The organism is Massilia genomosp. 1, from assembly GCF_011682185.1.
In the GTDB taxonomy this organism is placed as follows: domain Bacteria; phylum Pseudomonadota; class Gammaproteobacteria; order Burkholderiales; family Burkholderiaceae_D; genus Telluria_A; species Telluria_A rubra.
In genome coordinates, this window is sequence record NZ_WHJF01000063.1 from 1 (window position 1) to 15,103 (window position 15,103).

General features: G+C 65.4%; 13 protein-coding genes. 3 read left to right on the plus strand and 10 right to left on the minus strand.

The annotated features are described in order from the left end of the window. The first annotated feature begins 139 nt into the window (after window positions 1–139). Together F1735_RS21325 and F1735_RS21330 are read left to right on the plus strand one after the other, a co-directional pair. Window positions 140–391 (plus strand): hypothetical protein, encoded by a 252-nt coding sequence (locus F1735_RS21325; RefSeq protein ID WP_167238822.1) that lies wholly within the window; start codon window positions 140–142, stop codon window positions 389–391. A gap of 155 nt (window positions 392–546) precedes the next feature. Continuing rightward, a complete protein-coding gene (locus tag F1735_RS21330; protein WP_167238823.1) occupies window positions 547–2,367 on the plus strand; it encodes a sensor histidine kinase in 1,821 nt (606 codons plus the stop codon). Window positions 2,368–2,438: 71 nt separating this feature from the next. Here the strand turns inward: F1735_RS21330 and F1735_RS21335 are convergent, their stop codons facing one another. The 5 genes from F1735_RS21335 to F1735_RS21355 all read right to left on the minus strand — a co-directional run bounded on the left by F1735_RS21335 (window position 2,439) and on the right by F1735_RS21355 (window position 9,264). Then, complete coding sequence (locus F1735_RS21335) at window positions 2,439–5,183, minus strand: EAL domain-containing protein (RefSeq protein WP_167238824.1); 2,745 nt, start codon at window positions 5,181–5,183, stop codon at window positions 2,439–2,441. Then, a complete protein-coding gene (locus tag F1735_RS21340) occupies window positions 5,180–5,455 on the minus strand; it encodes a circadian clock KaiB family protein (RefSeq protein ID WP_167238825.1) in 276 nt (91 codons plus the stop codon). Before F1735_RS21340 ends, F1735_RS21335 begins: the two co-directional genes overlap by 4 nt. Window positions 5,456–5,469: 14 nt before the next feature. After that, window positions 5,470–7,212 carry a circadian clock protein KaiC gene (gene kaiC / locus F1735_RS21345; protein WP_167238826.1) on the minus strand — a complete coding sequence of 581 codons (1,743 nt, stop codon included), beginning with the start codon at window positions 7,210–7,212 and terminating at the stop codon, window positions 5,470–5,472. A gap of 620 nt (window positions 7,213–7,832) precedes the next feature. Continuing rightward, window positions 7,833–8,429, minus strand: coding sequence for a hypothetical protein (locus F1735_RS21350; protein ID WP_167238827.1), 597 nt, complete (start codon window positions 8,427–8,429; stop codon window positions 7,833–7,835). Between the two features lie 103 nt (window positions 8,430–8,532). Beyond that, window positions 8,533–9,264, minus strand: coding sequence for a hypothetical protein (locus tag F1735_RS21355; RefSeq protein ID WP_167238828.1), 732 nt, complete (start codon window positions 9,262–9,264; stop codon window positions 8,533–8,535). Between the two features lie 322 nt (window positions 9,265–9,586). Here F1735_RS21355 and F1735_RS21360 point away from each other — a divergent pair, with 322 nt between their 5' ends. After that, window positions 9,587–10,303, plus strand: coding sequence for a hypothetical protein (locus F1735_RS21360; RefSeq protein WP_167238829.1), 717 nt, complete (start codon window positions 9,587–9,589; stop codon window positions 10,301–10,303). On the opposite strand, the gene F1735_RS21365 is transcribed toward F1735_RS21360, so the two are convergent. Genes F1735_RS21365 through cobM form a run of 5 tightly spaced genes read right to left on the minus strand, consistent with a single transcriptional unit; the run spans window position 10,300 to window position 15,103 of the window. Continuing rightward, window positions 10,300–10,872 (minus strand): HupE/UreJ family protein, encoded by a 573-nt coding sequence (locus F1735_RS21365; RefSeq protein ID WP_167238830.1) that lies wholly within the window; start codon window positions 10,870–10,872, stop codon window positions 10,300–10,302. The genes F1735_RS21360 and F1735_RS21365 overlap by 4 nt on opposite strands. 43 nt (window positions 10,873–10,915) lie before the next feature. After that, a complete protein-coding gene (locus F1735_RS21370; protein ID WP_167238831.1) occupies window positions 10,916–12,019 on the minus strand; it encodes a CobW family GTP-binding protein in 1,104 nt (367 codons plus the stop codon). Continuing rightward, window positions 12,016–13,569, minus strand: coding sequence for a precorrin-3B C(17)-methyltransferase (gene cobJ, locus F1735_RS21375; protein ID WP_167238832.1), 1,554 nt, complete (start codon window positions 13,567–13,569; stop codon window positions 12,016–12,018). The genes F1735_RS21370 and cobJ overlap by 4 nt, the downstream gene beginning before the upstream one ends. After that, window positions 13,569–14,324 carry a cobalamin biosynthesis protein gene (locus tag F1735_RS21380; RefSeq protein ID WP_373888562.1) on the minus strand — a complete coding sequence of 252 codons (756 nt, stop codon included), beginning with the start codon at window positions 14,322–14,324 and terminating at the stop codon, window positions 13,569–13,571. Before F1735_RS21380 ends, cobJ begins: the two co-directional genes overlap by 1 nt. Next, a complete protein-coding gene (gene cobM / locus F1735_RS21385; protein ID WP_167238833.1) occupies window positions 14,321–15,103 on the minus strand; it encodes a precorrin-4 C(11)-methyltransferase in 783 nt (260 codons plus the stop codon). Before cobM ends, F1735_RS21380 begins: the two co-directional genes overlap by 4 nt.

Below are 15,103 nucleotides of genomic sequence, written 5' to 3' on the forward strand. Positions count from 1 at the left end.
CGCCTATCGCCGTTATCCGGCAGTACATCGAACAGCAGCAGACGCCGCACTAGACGCACCAAACCGGACGGCTGCGCCGTTCGCGCTCTTGACCCCGCCCTGAAGGGCGAGGTTTGCCGCGCAACCGGTCAACTGCAAGATGGACGTCCACGTGACCCAGGCCGGCTGGGCCGGACCTGGCGTCAACGGCCAGCCGGCGCCCAATCCGGTCCAGCCGAACGCGCTGTCGGGCTGGCGCGAATGCGGCAGCACCGACTTGCAGGGTGCGCCGCTGGACCTGGCGGCGCGGGCCGGCGGCTACCTGCTGAGCGAGGAAGAAATGACGGCCGGGTTTGCCACGCGCGCCAAGGTATTTTCCGCCTGGAACAACGGCCTCGGCTGGAATCCTTAGAACGCATGGGGAGCGCCGCGTCAAGTGGCGTTACCCTAATCCAACAGTAAAGAAATACTAATAGGAATCTTGATCGTAAAGACATGCTAAGCTTAATGGGATGCAATGCTTGGGCGACTCCGCTCGCGCAGGCGTGTCCTCCCGGAAGAGTTATCATGAAGATTCGGTCCTTCCTTGCCTTGATGATCGTGGCGGCGCTGGCGCCGGTGATTTTGTTTTCCACCGTCCCGCTGAGCCGCCTGATCCAGGCCGAGCGCGACGCCGCCGTGCTGTCCATGAAACTGGCGGCGCGCGCCACCTCGATCGCCGTCGATGGCCAGTGGCACCAGGCGATCGGCCTGATTCGCGGTCTCAGCAGTTCGAACAAACTCGAATCCGGGCAAATCGCCCAGTTCGGCATCAAGGCGCGCGCGATGGCCGGCAACGACGGCGCCTGGATCGAGCTGCTCGACGACAGCGGGCAGTTGCTGGTCGATACCACCCGCCCGCCGGATGCAAGCCTGCCCGACACCCGCGCCAGGGAGCGCGCCCGGGTCGACCGCATGCTCTCGAGCGCGGCGTATGCCATCTCCGACCTGTTGCCGGGCAAATTACCCGACAACTACGTCGTCAAAGTCGACTTTCCAGTGTTCCTCGACAATGGCGTGCGCTACGTGCTCGGCTATGGCTTCGACGTCGACGACCTGCTGCGCGCCCTGCCCGCGCCGGACGCCGAGGGCACCACCTTCAGCGTGTACGACCGCCAGGGCCGCCTGTTGGCCAGCAACGGCAAGCACGCGGCCGTGGGCAGCCTGGCGCCGCCGCCGGTGCTGGTCGCGATCCGCCTGCGCGAGAACGGCCTGGTGACCACGGCGGACGGACGCTACGCGATGCTGACCGTGTCCACCGTGTCGGGCTGGTGGGTGGCGATGTCGGCCCCGCGCGCCGCGATCGACGGCACCGCGCGCCGCACGGTGCTCTATTCGGTATCGGGGCTGCTGATCGCCCTGCTGCTGGCCGGCGCCGCCGCCCTGCTGTTCAGCGCGCGCGTCACCCGCGCGATTGCCCGCACCGGCGAGGCGGCGCGCGCGATGGTGAGCGGGCCGACCCGGCTGCCGCTGTACTCGGGCATCACGGAAGTCGACCGGCTCGACCAGAATGTGTACCTGGGCGCCCACTTGCTGGCGAGCGCCTCGGCCGAGCGCGAACGCTTGTTGTCCGAAGCGCAGCAGGCGCGCGAAATCGCCGAGGGCCAGAACCGCTCCAAGGATGAATTCCTGGCCATGCTCGGGCACGAGCTGCGCAACCCGATGGCGCCGATCAGCACCGCCGCCCACCTGCTCAAGATGCCGAATATCTCGCCCGAACAGATGCGCCAGGCGGGCGACATCATCTCGCGCCAGGTGGACCATATGAATCACCTGGTGAACGACTTGCTCGACGTGTCGAGGGTGACGCGCGGCCTGATCACGCTGGAGAAAAAACCGGTGTCGATGCGCGCCATCCTGGCCGCCGCCGTCGAACAGACCATGGGCGCCATGCTCAAGGGCGCGCACCACTTCGACACCGTCTGCGGAGAAGATCAATACTGGGTGCGCGGCGACGCCACGCGCCTGATCCAGGTGCTGACCAACCTGCTGGTCAACGCCGCCAAGTATTCGCCGCCGCAGTCGTCGATCCGGGTGACCCTGGCGCGCGACGGCGAGCGGGTCAGCATCGAGGTGAGCGACAACGGCAACGGCATCGAGCCGGAACTGCTGCCGCGCGTGTTCGAACTGTTTTCGCAGGGGCGGCGCACGCCGGACCGGGCCACCGGCGGGCTCGGGCTGGGACTGGCGCTGGTGCGCAAACTGGTGGAGCTGCATGGCGGCAGCGTGAGCGCGTACAGCGAGGGCGCGGGCCAAGGCAGCCGGTTTACCATCGAGCTGCCGGCGGCGGACATGCGCGCGGCCGGCATGGTCGACCAAACCGCGGCAATGGGCACGGCGGTCGGCTAAATCGCGCTCATCCGAACGCGCAGCGTTGGCGCGGTCCCGGCCTTCGCCGCCTTGCGCTCATTTGCGTGAGCTCACCCGGGCGGGCCGTCGGCTTGCGCGAGCTGGGCGACGCTCCCGGTCTGATAGTCGCTGGCGGGACAGGCGCAGTTGCCGTGGTCCGGTTCGGCGTCGTGCAACAGGCTGTGTTGGCGGAAGGCCTCGCACAAGTCGGCGCGCAACACGGCGTCGTCCCATGGCTTGGTATAAAAACGGTAAATCGCCCCCTTGTTCACGGCCTTGATGACAGAGTCGAGATCGGCGTAGCCGGACAGGATAATACGGATGCTGTCCTGGTACATTTCCTTGACCCGGCCGAAGAACTCGGTGCCGTTCATGTCCGGCATGCGCTGGTCGCAGACGATCACCTGGACGCTGTGCTGCGCCAGCAGGTCGAACCCTTCGGCGGCCGAGCCCGCACACAGGATGTGGTAGCCGTCGTCGCGCAGCAGGCGCCGCAGCGAAGAGAGCACGTTGGCCTCGTCGTCGACCAGCAGCAAGGTCTTGCGATGGGGCGGCGTTGGCGCCGCGGGCAGCGGCATCTGGCGGTCCTTGAGCAGCAAGCTTTCAAGCGCGGGCAGCGCCAGCGGCCGGCTGAAAAAATAGCCCTGCACCTGGTCGCAGCGATGGCGTTTCAAAAACGCGAGCTGGGCGGCCGTCTCGACGCCTTCGGCGATCACCTCGAGCTTGAGGCTGTGGGCCATGCCCACGATCGCCTGCACGATGGCCGCATCGTCCGGATTGCTGGTCACTTCGCGGATGAAGGCAATGTCGATCTTGAGCTTGTCGATGGGGAAGCGGCGCAGGTAAGCCAGGCTCGAATACCCGGTACCGAAATCATCGATCGAAATGTGTACGCCGAGCCGTTTCAAGTCCCTCAGCGTGCGGATCGTGCGGTCCGTGTTGGCCATCAGGGAACTTTCCGTCAGTTCCACTTCAAGCAGCTCGGGCGGCACGCCGTGGCGCGCCAGCGCGGCGACGAAATCGGCGTTGATGTCGCCCTCGGCCAGCTGGCGCCCCGCCACATTGACCGACACCTGCAAGCGCCCCACCGACGAGAGCAGCCACTGGCCGACCTGGCGGCAGGCCTGATCGATGATCCAGCTGCCGACTTTCAGAATCAGCCCGGTATCCTCGAGCGAGCCGATGAACAGGTCCGGCGCGACCAGGCCATGCCCCGGCCGCTCCCAGCGCAGCAGCGCTTCGACGCCGGCCACGCTGCCGCTGTCGAGGGCAACCTTGGGCTGGTAGTGCAGGACGAATTCGCCATTCTCGAAGGCCCGCCGCAAGGCTTTTTCCAGCTCGAGCCGGGCCAGCACCTCGACATTCATCTGGGCCGTGAAAAAGCGGAAGGTATCGCGCCCGGCGTGCTTGGCGCGGTACATCGCCGTGTCGGCGTACTTGATCAGTTCGTCGGGCTGGCTGGCGTCGAGCGGGTGCATGGTAATGCCGATGCTGGCCGTGACGTGCAATTCATGCTGGCCCAATACGAACGGGGTGCGCAGCACCTCGCGGATCTTGCAGGCCACGGCGGCGGCATCGTTCTGTTCATCCTGCGTCACCAGGATCACGCCGAATTCATCGCCGCCCAGGCGCCCGACCGTGTCGCGCGCGCGCACGCAGCCGAGCAGGCGGTGCGCGAACTGGACCAGCAGGTCGTCGCCCACCCCATGACCGAGGGTATCGTTGACGGCCTTGAAGTTGTCGAGATCGAGAAACAGCACGGCAAGCGTCCACCCATGCTCGGTTGCCTGCTGCAGCGTCCGGGTCAGGGTATCGTAGAACAAGGTGCGGTTCGGCAAACCCGTCAGGCCGTCATGATGGGCCTGGTACTGCAGGCGCTGCGCCGCCTCCTTGCGCTCGCTGATATCGCGCACCACGGCGACGATAATCCAGTCCCCTCCCGATTGCAAGGCTTGCTGGTGAAACTCGACATGCACCTGGGAACCATCCTTGCGGATCAACGCCATCTCGTCCGACAGGCTGCTGCCGCTGTTGGCCTTGAGGTGTTCGTACAAGGCCGTCATCTGCTCCAAGCTCGACTCGGCCGTTATATCGCACGGCCCCATGTCGAGCAATTCCTCGCGGCAATAGTCGAGCATCCTGCAGGCTGCGGCATTCAGTTCGACGAAGCGCATGCTGGTGCAGTTGAGCAGGAAAATCGCATCGTCGGTGCAATCCATCGCGGTGCGGAAGCGGCGCAGCTCGTCCTCGCCGCGTTTGCGCTCGCTGATATCCATGTACATCACGACCACGCCATGCAGATTCTTGTCGGCCAGGGGCGTGACGGTCAGCAGCAGCGACGACTGGGTCGTTCCGGCGCCGCAGGCGTACTCGAAGGACCAATGGCGGGTACGGCCGGCGAGCACCTGGCCGATCCCGTCGGCCACCTCGAGCGCCTGGGCCGCGCCTGGACCGTCCTCCAGCGCGCATTGCTCGAGCACGTTGGTGCCGACTGCATGTCCCGGGCCGGCCGCGCCCAGGGCCAGCGGCTTGCCGAACGCCGTCCACGCCTGGTTGACCGACATGATGGCGCCATCGGCGTCGAGGATTGCAATGTAGGCCGGCAAGGAGTTGAGGATCGCATCGAGCCGGCTGGCGTCGTTCAGGCGCAGCTGCGCCTGGGCGCGGCGCAGCAGGAATGGCTGGCCATGCGGATCGGTGATGGTATCGATTTCGCCGCCGGTCAATTCTTCCAGGCGCGCCACATTGGCCTGCAGCGCGGCGATCAGGGCCGTCACTTCGGCGCCCTGGGTCCCGCTTTCCAGGCCGCTGTTCATGGCAGGCGCTCCTCCAGCCCGAGCGCCAGCAGCACCGACTCGGTCTGGCTGAGCGTGCCGACGATGCGGCGCACGCTGGCGGGAGCGAGCTTGATCAGGGTCGGGGTCATGAAGATGGCGTCCTCGAGCGCGCGCGCCGGTTCGCGAAACACATCGAGCACCTCGATCTGGTGGCGCCCGGGCAGATAGGCTTGGCACAGGGCGCGCAGGTTGGCCCGGGCCTGCACCGAATTCTGGGCCTCGCCCGCCACGTAGAGGCGAAAGACAAACATGGGCGCAGGCTCGCTCATGGCGCACCGGCTTGCGGCTGGGCGGCGTCGGCCCCGCGCAATTCGGCCATTTCGCTGCGCCCGCGCGTCAGTTCGCGGGCACGGCTCTCGGCCGCGCTGGCCAGCAGGGCTTTCTCGGCCTGCTTGGCGATCAGTTCGGCCTGCAAGGACTTGACCCGCACTTCCAGCTCGGCTTCCTCGGCGTCGAGCCGCACTTTCTTGAGCCTGGCGGCCGCTTCGGCCACTTCGGCCGCCACCCTCTCGGCGCTCTCCTTTTGCCAGCGCATCGTCCCCATCAGCACTTCGCCGCCGGCGGTGTAGGTGTCGGCCAGGGTCACGCCCTTGTCGCTCAAGATCAATTCGCGCACCTGGTTCGAATGCGAAGTTCCGCGCGACTTGATGATCGACATGCCACGGTTGCGCTCGCCACCCTGGACCAGGTAGTTCAGGTGAATCCAGGTATCGGCCAGGGTCGATATCTGCAACGGCGAACCGCCCTCGTTCTGGGACGCCATCTCGTCGAGCAGGCTGGTGCATACGAGCGTGGTGCCGGCCCCCTTGGACCAGTCGATCAGGCGCTCGGCGACATTGTGCGCGGTCATCTCGTTACCCGACTTCGACAGGGTCGAGACCGGATCGATGACCAGGCAGCGCGCCTGGTGTTCCTCGGCCAGCGCCTTGATGCGCCCCAGGTAGGTCTCGGCACTGCCGGTAATGGTGCGCGCCGAGACCATGCGCAGCACGCCGCTCCGGACGAAGGGTTCGAGGCGGATGCCCACCGAATTGAGGTTGCGCACGATTTCGGAACCGTCGGAATCGAAGCTGACGAACATCGTGCGTTCGCCGCGCCGGCACGCGGCCTCGGCGAAGGCGCCGCTCAGGGTAGTCTTGGCGGTGCCGGGAAAACCGGTGATGAGGACGCTCGCGCCGCGGTAATAGCCGCCGCCCAGCATGGTGTCGAGCCGCTCCACACCGCTCGACACCCGTTCGCTCGAGACCAGCGTATCGAGCCGGCCCAGGGTGCGCGCGACGGCCACTTCGAAGCCATTCTTGCTGATCAAAAAGGGCGATTCGTTTTCGTCGAACACCGCGCCGCGATATTTCTGGATCCGGATATTGCGCTGGGAAACGCCCAGCACCACGCTATGATTGAGCAGCATGGAGCAGTCGACCATGAACTGCATGAACCCGAGCGAATGCTCGACCACCGCGCCTGGCGTATAAACGTCGGCCTTGGCCGTGATAATGGCCGTCAAGCCATTCGACAGCAGCCAGTCGTGCAGCCGGTATATCTCGCGCCGCTTCGACAAGGGGTCGGGCAACAGCGCCAGCACAATATCGAGCGCGTCGACGACAACACGCCTGGCATTCAATGCCTTGACCTGTGCGTCCAGCACCGCCAGCATGCCGCTCAAGTCGAAATGACCGGACAAGACCAGGTCGGGCGCGGGCTGCGCGTCCAGGAAGCAGAGTTGATTATTTTTCTGTAATTCGGCGATGCCCCAGCCAAAGCCTTGCGCATTGGCCACGATGCGTTCCGATGATTCCTCGAAGGCGACGAAGATCCCCGGCTCGTGGCAATGGCGGGCGCCATTGACCAGGAACTGCAGCGACACCACGGTCTTGCCGGAACCGGGGCCGCCGGCCAGCAAGGTCGTGCGGCCGCGCGGCAGGCCGCCGCCGGTCATCTCGTCAAGTCCGGTAATGCCCGAGCGGGCCTTGGCTTCGGACTGAGCCGGGGACTCTGGTGTGCGCTTCATGGCAGGCTTCCTTCTGTGGGAAATTCACCTGAGCCTCAGTGGTGACGACCGGCACGTGAGGCCACCTCAATGTCAACCAATACGCCAAATGAAAAACACGCCGTCGCTGCAATCGATTCGATACCACGCCGTAGCAGGTACGACTTCCCTTGGCGGCTTGCGGAACCATATTGCCAAGAAACTATAGCATGAAAAAATTCGGGAAATTGTCATGCCGATTGAATTGAGAAGCTTTGTCCAACAGACACCACACCCGTCTGTTTTGGAGGGCGGACGCGCGGCGCGCACACGGTTGCGCCTGCACCGCCTGTTGTGATACCGCTAATGGCTGCCTGATCATCCACACGACCGCGTTCTTCCTGCGCCATCAATACCAAGTCTCGGTGCCGGTAATCGGGAACCAGCAGTCATTACTATCGACGCGCTTGATTCCCCATCGGCAGGCTCGGGCCGGTCCTGGCGCTGGTGCGCACACTGGCGGAGCTGCGCAGCGGCAGTGTAAGCGCCTGCGGCGCAGGCGCGGGCAAGGGCAGCCGGTTTACCACCGCCCTGCCGGTGGCGGATGTCCGGGCAGTCGATGCGGCCGGACTCGCTAAGCTGAAGTGGAACGACAAGCCATGTTACACGGCGCGTATCCTGAGCGCCAGCCTGGCTTTCAATAAGTCCCAGTGCCATATGCTGTCGTCGATGTCGACTGCGTCCTCTGCATCGGGCGCGAGGATGATATCGGTGACGATGTTCTTGAGCGTCAGTTCGCCCTGGGCCCATCGCAACACACGACGCGGTCCGGCAAGCCAGCAATGATGCTCCGGCGAGGCCAGTTTCATCGCCTCCCGCATCGAGCAGCCGCATGCCTGCCGAATACGGATCACTGCCGCCTTGTCGGTGCGATCAAACGCGGGCGTGAGCATGTAGTGCATTCCCGCGGCACCCTGCACGTCATACTTATCCTGCAGATAGTCTTCGACAGGCCTGCAGCTCGCGACTGTTTCAATCTGGCCGGAAATGACGTCGAGCAGATGCGCATTCGCCCCAACGAGGCAATGCTCGGCGCGTCCATGCAGGAGGTAAGCGGCTGGATTGACGCAAACAACCCAGTAGTCGCCTTGCCTGGATAATTGACAGGATTGCACCGCGAATTTTTCGTAGCGTGCCGACGATGGGTCACCTTCGGAGCGGCGAAGCACCATGGCTTGCGCCGTTTCGGAACGGATCATTTCACTTGCACGCCTTGCTGCGCGCCTCGGCCAGCGTATTGCGCCCATCACTGGCCAGGCTGAGGGCCTTTTTGCGCTTTGGCCTCTTGCGCTGTCTCATCTTTTACACTTCTCCATCCGGGCCGGGGGTGCTACCCAAGCGGTCGATCGCCGCCAGGGCGCGCTGTCCCGCCCCTGCAACCTGACCGACCTTGTGCTCACTGCACAACTGGGCGAGCGGCCGCAGCGCAAGCGCTGGATACGTCGCGATTTGCCCCGCCACCGCCTCGGCATACAGAAAATTCGGATGGAGCGCCAGCCGCATGAGCAAGTCCGGATCGACCGGCGCGAGGGAGTAAATGGCCGATTGAATGACGCACTCTTCACGCTCCTCGTCGCGGTCGAGCAAGTCATGGATGAACGTGCCAAGGACGGCCGGATCGCGGTGCAAGGGCGTCGTCGGGGGATGGTTGTCGCTCAGCCAGGTGTTGGTTTCCCAGGCGCTTTTGACGGCGTCGAGGAAGGCGTCGAGCGAAACGAAGGCCACATTCCAAAAGTCGCTGTCGTGCGGAAGAAACAGGATCCCGCCGGCGAATGGCCCACGCGTCAGGTACAAGTGATGGTCACTGGTGTTGCCATCGTCGAGCACAACGCCGCCGTGGATCGTCACCAGGCTCCCATCCTGAAGGATGGTTGTCAGTTCCTCGGATTGGGCCCGGTCCAGCAAATTGAGTTCGATGTCGAAGTTACCGACATAGTCGGGGTTCAAGGGCCTGTCAAAATACGCAGCAAGTTCGGCGATGAACGGCGCTATCGCAGCGGGGTCCGGATGGTCCGAACCGGTCGGATGCGTCATGTGATTCCTCCTGAAAATAGTGCCTGTTTGGCAAAGTTTAACACGCCCGCTCAGCGTACCAGGCAAGGCCGCCCCGGCAGCATCCCTACCCTGCATGATCCGGAACTGCGGGTTGGCCAAGACAATATCCCCCACTTGCAGCGCGATCGTGTGGCCCGGTTCGCGCCAGCCGGTGGCGGACGCATCCGTGCTGTACCGGGCCAAGCTGTGGCGTTTTCGCACGGCTGGCGCCAAGCTTGGCTTGCATCATGCTCGCTGCTAATTCTTCGCGGTAACGTTACCTATAGGAATGTTGCGCCCACACAAACAGCAGGGGAAATCCATGTTTTACTTCAGCCAGGCGGACGCAATGCACAAAAGCGGGTTCGCGCAGGCGTACGACCTGATCTGGCGGATGTTCCACGCCTTGCCGGCGCCACGCCCACAAGCGCCGCAAGCTGCCTGCGCGCCCGACCGGATCGCGTTTTATGCCGCGATGCAGGCGCATGCCCTGCCCTGCCCGCGCGTGGCGGCCCTGTTCAATTGCGCCGCTTGCGCCATCGATGGTGTGCGAATGCTGCACAGCGCGGCCGAAGCGCGCCGCTACCTGCGCGATGCGGCGGTCTACCCGCTAAAGTTCGTGCCGGTGTCGGATGATGGCGGTGCGGAGATTTTTTCAGCGATCAGTTACGAGAAAGACAGTGACGCCGCGGTGCTCGGCAACGGTGCGCTGATTGCGCTGGCCGACCTGGTGCAACTGCTCGATCTGCCGTGCGCGCGCGGCTACCTGCTGCAAGAACTGCCCTCACCGCACCGCCTCGGCGGCCTGCGCGTGACCGTGGCGATGCGCGCGCACGGCCCGCATATCGTGTACGCTAGCTGGAAGCTGGCCGGCGCCGACGCCGACATCCCGCTCCCCCTGTGGAAAGCGAGCAGCCGCCTGGTGCTGGCCGGCGCCGCGCTGTTCCCTTCAGTAGAAAACCAGCACTGGGACATCGCCCTGTGCGAACGCGGCCCGCTGGCCGTTGGCATGAGCGCAGAGCACGCCCAGCTGCTTTAGAAAGCCGCGCCGATCCAGACGCCGCCCAGCGCGATCACCGCACCCACGCCGCGCAGCCATGCCTGCTGCTGGCGCAAAACCGCACCGGCGACCATGCCGCCGGCCAGCAGCACGACGCTCGACGCCACGATGCCCGCAAAATACATGGCGGCGCTGCCCACGTGCGGCATTTCCGCGCCATGCGCAAGACCGTGGACGAGCGCGAAAGCACCGACCATCAACGCGCCCAGCGCCGGCATCAGCTTGACCTTGAAGGCGATCGACAGGCCGAGCACCAGCACCGACGCGATGATCGCGCTTTCCAGTACCGCGATGCCCACGCCCGCCATGCCCATCATGCCGCCGGCGGCGAGCAAGGCGATGAAGCTCAGTGGCAGCAACCAGCGCGCGCGCCCGCCCAGCTGCGCGGCCCAGATACCGACGGCGACGGCGGCCAGCATGTGATCGAGGCCCGAAAACGGATGCGCCAGACCGGCCAGCAAGCCGCCGTCATGACCGGGATGGGCCAGCGCCGCGCCGCAGTAGAACAAGGGCGCCAGCGCCAGGGTACGGATGAATTTAGATTGCATGTGAAGCTCCAAGATGAGAAAAATGAATGAATGGCCGGGGCGCTTATCGCCAGCTGGTTCCGGTCAGTTCCGACAGCACCGCCGCCACGCGCGTGCGGCTGGCGTGATAACCGATGATAACCAGTTCGGAGCGGCGCGCCGCCGGCCGCACCGCGTCGACGCTGATCATCACGCGCGAACGCACGCCCTGCACCAGCACCGCCTGACCGGTCTCGCTGGTGCGAATGAAGCCCTTGCTGCGCAAGACCGGTTCGAGCCGCACCGCTTCCTGCAAGGCGTGGCGCACCTTGTCGGCGCTTTGCGGGGCATCGCTGCGCAGCACGAAGGACAGCCAGCCGGGGTCCTGCTCGTGAAAATGCTTGTGCGTGGCCAGTCCGTGCGAATGCGCGGCCAGGCCCGAATGCGCATGCCCGTTCAAGCGCCCCTGCTCGGCCAGCACACCGGCGCCAGGACCGGGCATGGTGGCCAGCGGCGTGTAGCTGTGGGTGTGCTCGGTGCGGGTCGGCTGGTGCAGGCGCAACCCGAGCGCGAGGCGGATGTCGAGTTGCGCCTTGTGCGCCAGTTCCAGGAAACGCACCTTCGGCGCGCGCTCGCGTACCCGGGTTTCCGCCAGCAGCAGCGCGTCGTCGTCCAGGTCATCGATCTTGTTGAGCACCACCACATCGGCAAACTCCAGCTGCTGGCCGAACACCGTGGCCGCCGCATCGCTGCCGCTGCCGTTCTCGAACTGGTCCGACAGCAGCAGCGGCGTATCGACCACCGCCAGGGTGGCGTCGAGAATGAAGTCCTCGGCCAGCTCGGGACCTTGCAGCATCTCCATGATGGCCGTGGGCAGGGCCAGGCCGGACGTTTCGATCAGTACGTGATCGACATTCGCGCGGCGCGCGGCAATCGCCCGCATGGTCGGCAAAAACAGTTCGTCGTCGCCGTAAGCGATCAGCCCATACGGAAAATCATGCACGCGCACCTGGTCGTCCGCGCCCGCTTCGCCGCGCACCAGCGCGCCGTCGATCGAGATCTCGCCGAACTCGTTGATCAACAGCGCCAGGCGGCGGCTCTGGCGCTTTTCGATCAGGCTGCGTAGCAGCGTCGTTTTACCGGAACCGAGGAAGCCGGTCACGATGGTGACGGGGATCGGCTGCCTCATGCCAGGTCCAGCTTTGCCAGTTGCGCGATCAATTCATCGGCGCTGTTGCACATGGCCGGGTAATCGACCTGCGGGCGTTGCACCACCAGCAGTTCGATGCCGAGTGCCTTTGCCGCCTCCACCTTGGCCGCGTAGCCGCCGGCGTCGCCCGAATCCTTGGTGATGACGCAGTCGATCTGCCAGTCGCGCCACAAGGCGATATTGAAATCCTTCGAGAACGGCCCCTGCATGGCGCAAATGCGCTCGCGCGGCACGCCCAGCGCGACCGCGCGTTCGATAAATTCCGGCTCGGCCGTCAGGCGCGCGAACCACTGCTTGTCGCCGGCGCCGTCGGCATGCAAAAAGGTCGCCAGGTCTTTCGACCCGGTGGACAGGAAGATGCGCTGGCCCGTCGCGATGGCGCGTGCGGCGGCGTCTTGCGGCGACGCGCACAAGGTGCCGCCATCGGCATTGAAACTGCTCGGCCGCTCGTAGCGCAGGTAAGGAATGCCCAGTTCGCGCGACAGCCCGATCAACTGCTCCGACATGCTGGTCGCGTAAGGGTGGGTGGCGTCCACCAGCACTTTCGCGCCGCTGGCCACCAGCGCCTGGCGCCGCGCCTCGATGCCCTGGCGCCCGGCCCAGACGGTGGCGCCGGGGCAAGCCTTGATCGCCACGTCGCCGCCATGGTCGGTCGCCGCCGACACCACCACCGGGCGCGCCTGGCCGGCTGCCAGCCGCGCCGCCAGCGCATTGCCGTCGCTGGTGCCGGAGAATACCCACACGCCGCCATCGGGCAGTTCCTGGCGTTGCGGCAGCGTGCTGTCGGCCTTGGCGTCCCAGTCGTTGTAGCCGCGCGGCGTAAAAATCTGCCCGCGCTTGCGCTGGGTGAAGCGGTTGCCGACCACGATGGTGGTGAGCATGTCGAACTGCAGCGACGGCAGTTCGTCGAGCCGGTGGATGCTCACTTCCTGACCCGGACGGTAGGCGTTCTTGACCACGCCGCACAGGGTATGCGGTGCCTTCGATTCGAGCATCAGCTGTAGCACGCGGTACACGCCCTGCTGGCGGCTGGCGCTTTGCACGTTGTACATCACGCACGCCAGGTCGGCCTTGGCGATGTGGCGCGCGCGGTGCTCGATCCACTCCCAGGGGCACAGCAAGTCCGACAAGCTGAGGGTGGCAAAATCGTGCGACAAGGGCGAACCAAGCAGCGAGGCGCAGGCGTTGGCCGAGGTAATCCCCGGGATCAGCTTGACCTGGTAGGTGTCGTCCTCGCTCATTTCTTCGTACGCCAGCGCGGCCATCGCGTAAATGCCGATGTCGCCGCTCGAAATGAGCGATACGCGTGCGCCGCCACGGGCCTTTTCGATCGCCAGCAAGGCGCGTTCGCGCTCCTGCGTCAGCGGCGGCGTGTGGATTTCCTTGCCTTCCACATGCGGCATGATCCAGCGCAAATACAATTCGTACGCCACGATCACATCGCTGTCCCTTAACGCCGCAATCGCGCGCGGTGCGATCAGGTCCTCGTAACCGGGACCGACCGACACCAGATTCAATACACCACTCATCAGATCTCCATCCATTTATCTTCAACTACCGCGACGGCCACGCCGTCCAGGCACGTTTTTGGCACCAGCAGCGCACCGCGCGGGCTGGCGACCAGTGCGCACGGCTCGCATACGCCATCCAATCCCACATTGCTGCGCACCCAGTCCGACGGCACGCTGACCCACGGGCGCGCCACCAGGGTCGCGCGCGCGAACACGCGCAGCGGCAGCCCATGCAGCTCGCAAAATTCCAGCAGGCCCGCTTCGTTCGCCTTCAGGTCCACGGTCGCCATCTCGCGCACTTCTTCCATACGGCGCTGGCCGAGCGCATGGCGCACCGCCGCCTCGATCCGCTCCACAGGAACGCCCTTGCGGCAGCCGATGCCGACCACCAGCGGCTTCAAGGCCTCGGTGGCGGTGCTCACCACCGGGGTCGCACCGACCGTGCGCGCGACCTTGTAAGCGAGCGCATTGGCGCCGCCTTCGTGCCCGGCCAGCAGCGAGATGGCAAAGCGCCCCGCTTCGTCCAGCACCACGACCGCCGGGTCGGTATGCTTGTCCGTCGCCAGGCCGTCGAGAAAGCGCACCGCGATGCCGGTCGCGCCAATCACGATCCACTGCGCGTGCCGGCGGTAGGTTTCGGCAAACTGCGCCTTGTGGCTGACGCCTTCCTGCAACCACGGGCGAAACACCTCGGCGCCCAGCGCCGCTTGCAGCACCGCCGCCAGCTCCTCGCCATGCGTGCGCACCAGCCAGATGGCCGGCGCTGCGTTCACGACGCCGCCTCCGCCTTGTTCTTCTTGACGACCCTGAACAGGTGCGTGAAGTCTTTCGAGTACAGGCTCGATTCGACGGCGACATCCTTGTCGAGCGCCGCGCCGACCAGCATCATCGTGGTCAGGTTCCACTCGCCACGCCTGGTGTCTTCCAGGACGGTGCCGAGCGTGCCCTGGTAGATTTTCTGTTCCGGCCAGGTGGCGCGGTACACCAGGCGCACCGGCGTATCTTGCGGATAGTGCAGCGACAGGTCGCCGACGATCTTTTTCAGGTGCGGCCCGGACAAGAAAATGCACATGGTGGCGCGGTGTTCGGCCAGGCGCGCGATCGATTCGCGTTCCGGCACGGCCGACGCACGGCCCGATACGCGCGTCAGGATCACGCTCTGCGACACTTCCGGCTTGGTCAGCTCGGCGCTGATCGCCGCGGCGGCGGCGGTAAACGACGACACGCCCGGCACCACTTCATAGGCAATGCCCAGCGCATCGAGGCGGCGCATCTGTTCGGCGGTGGCGCCGTAGATGGCCGGGTCGCCCGAGTGCAGGCGCACCACGTCGATATCCATTTCCTGGGCGCGCACGTAGCAGGCCTGCTGCTGCTCCAGATCGAGCTTGGCGGTGTCGATGATTTCGGCGTCCGCGCGGCAGTGCGTCAGCATTTCGACCGGCACCAGCGAGCCGGCGTACAGCACCATGTCGACGCTGCCCAACAGGCGCGCGCCGCGCAGGGTGATCAAATCGGCGGCGCCGGGGCCCGCTCCAACGAAGTACACTTTCAT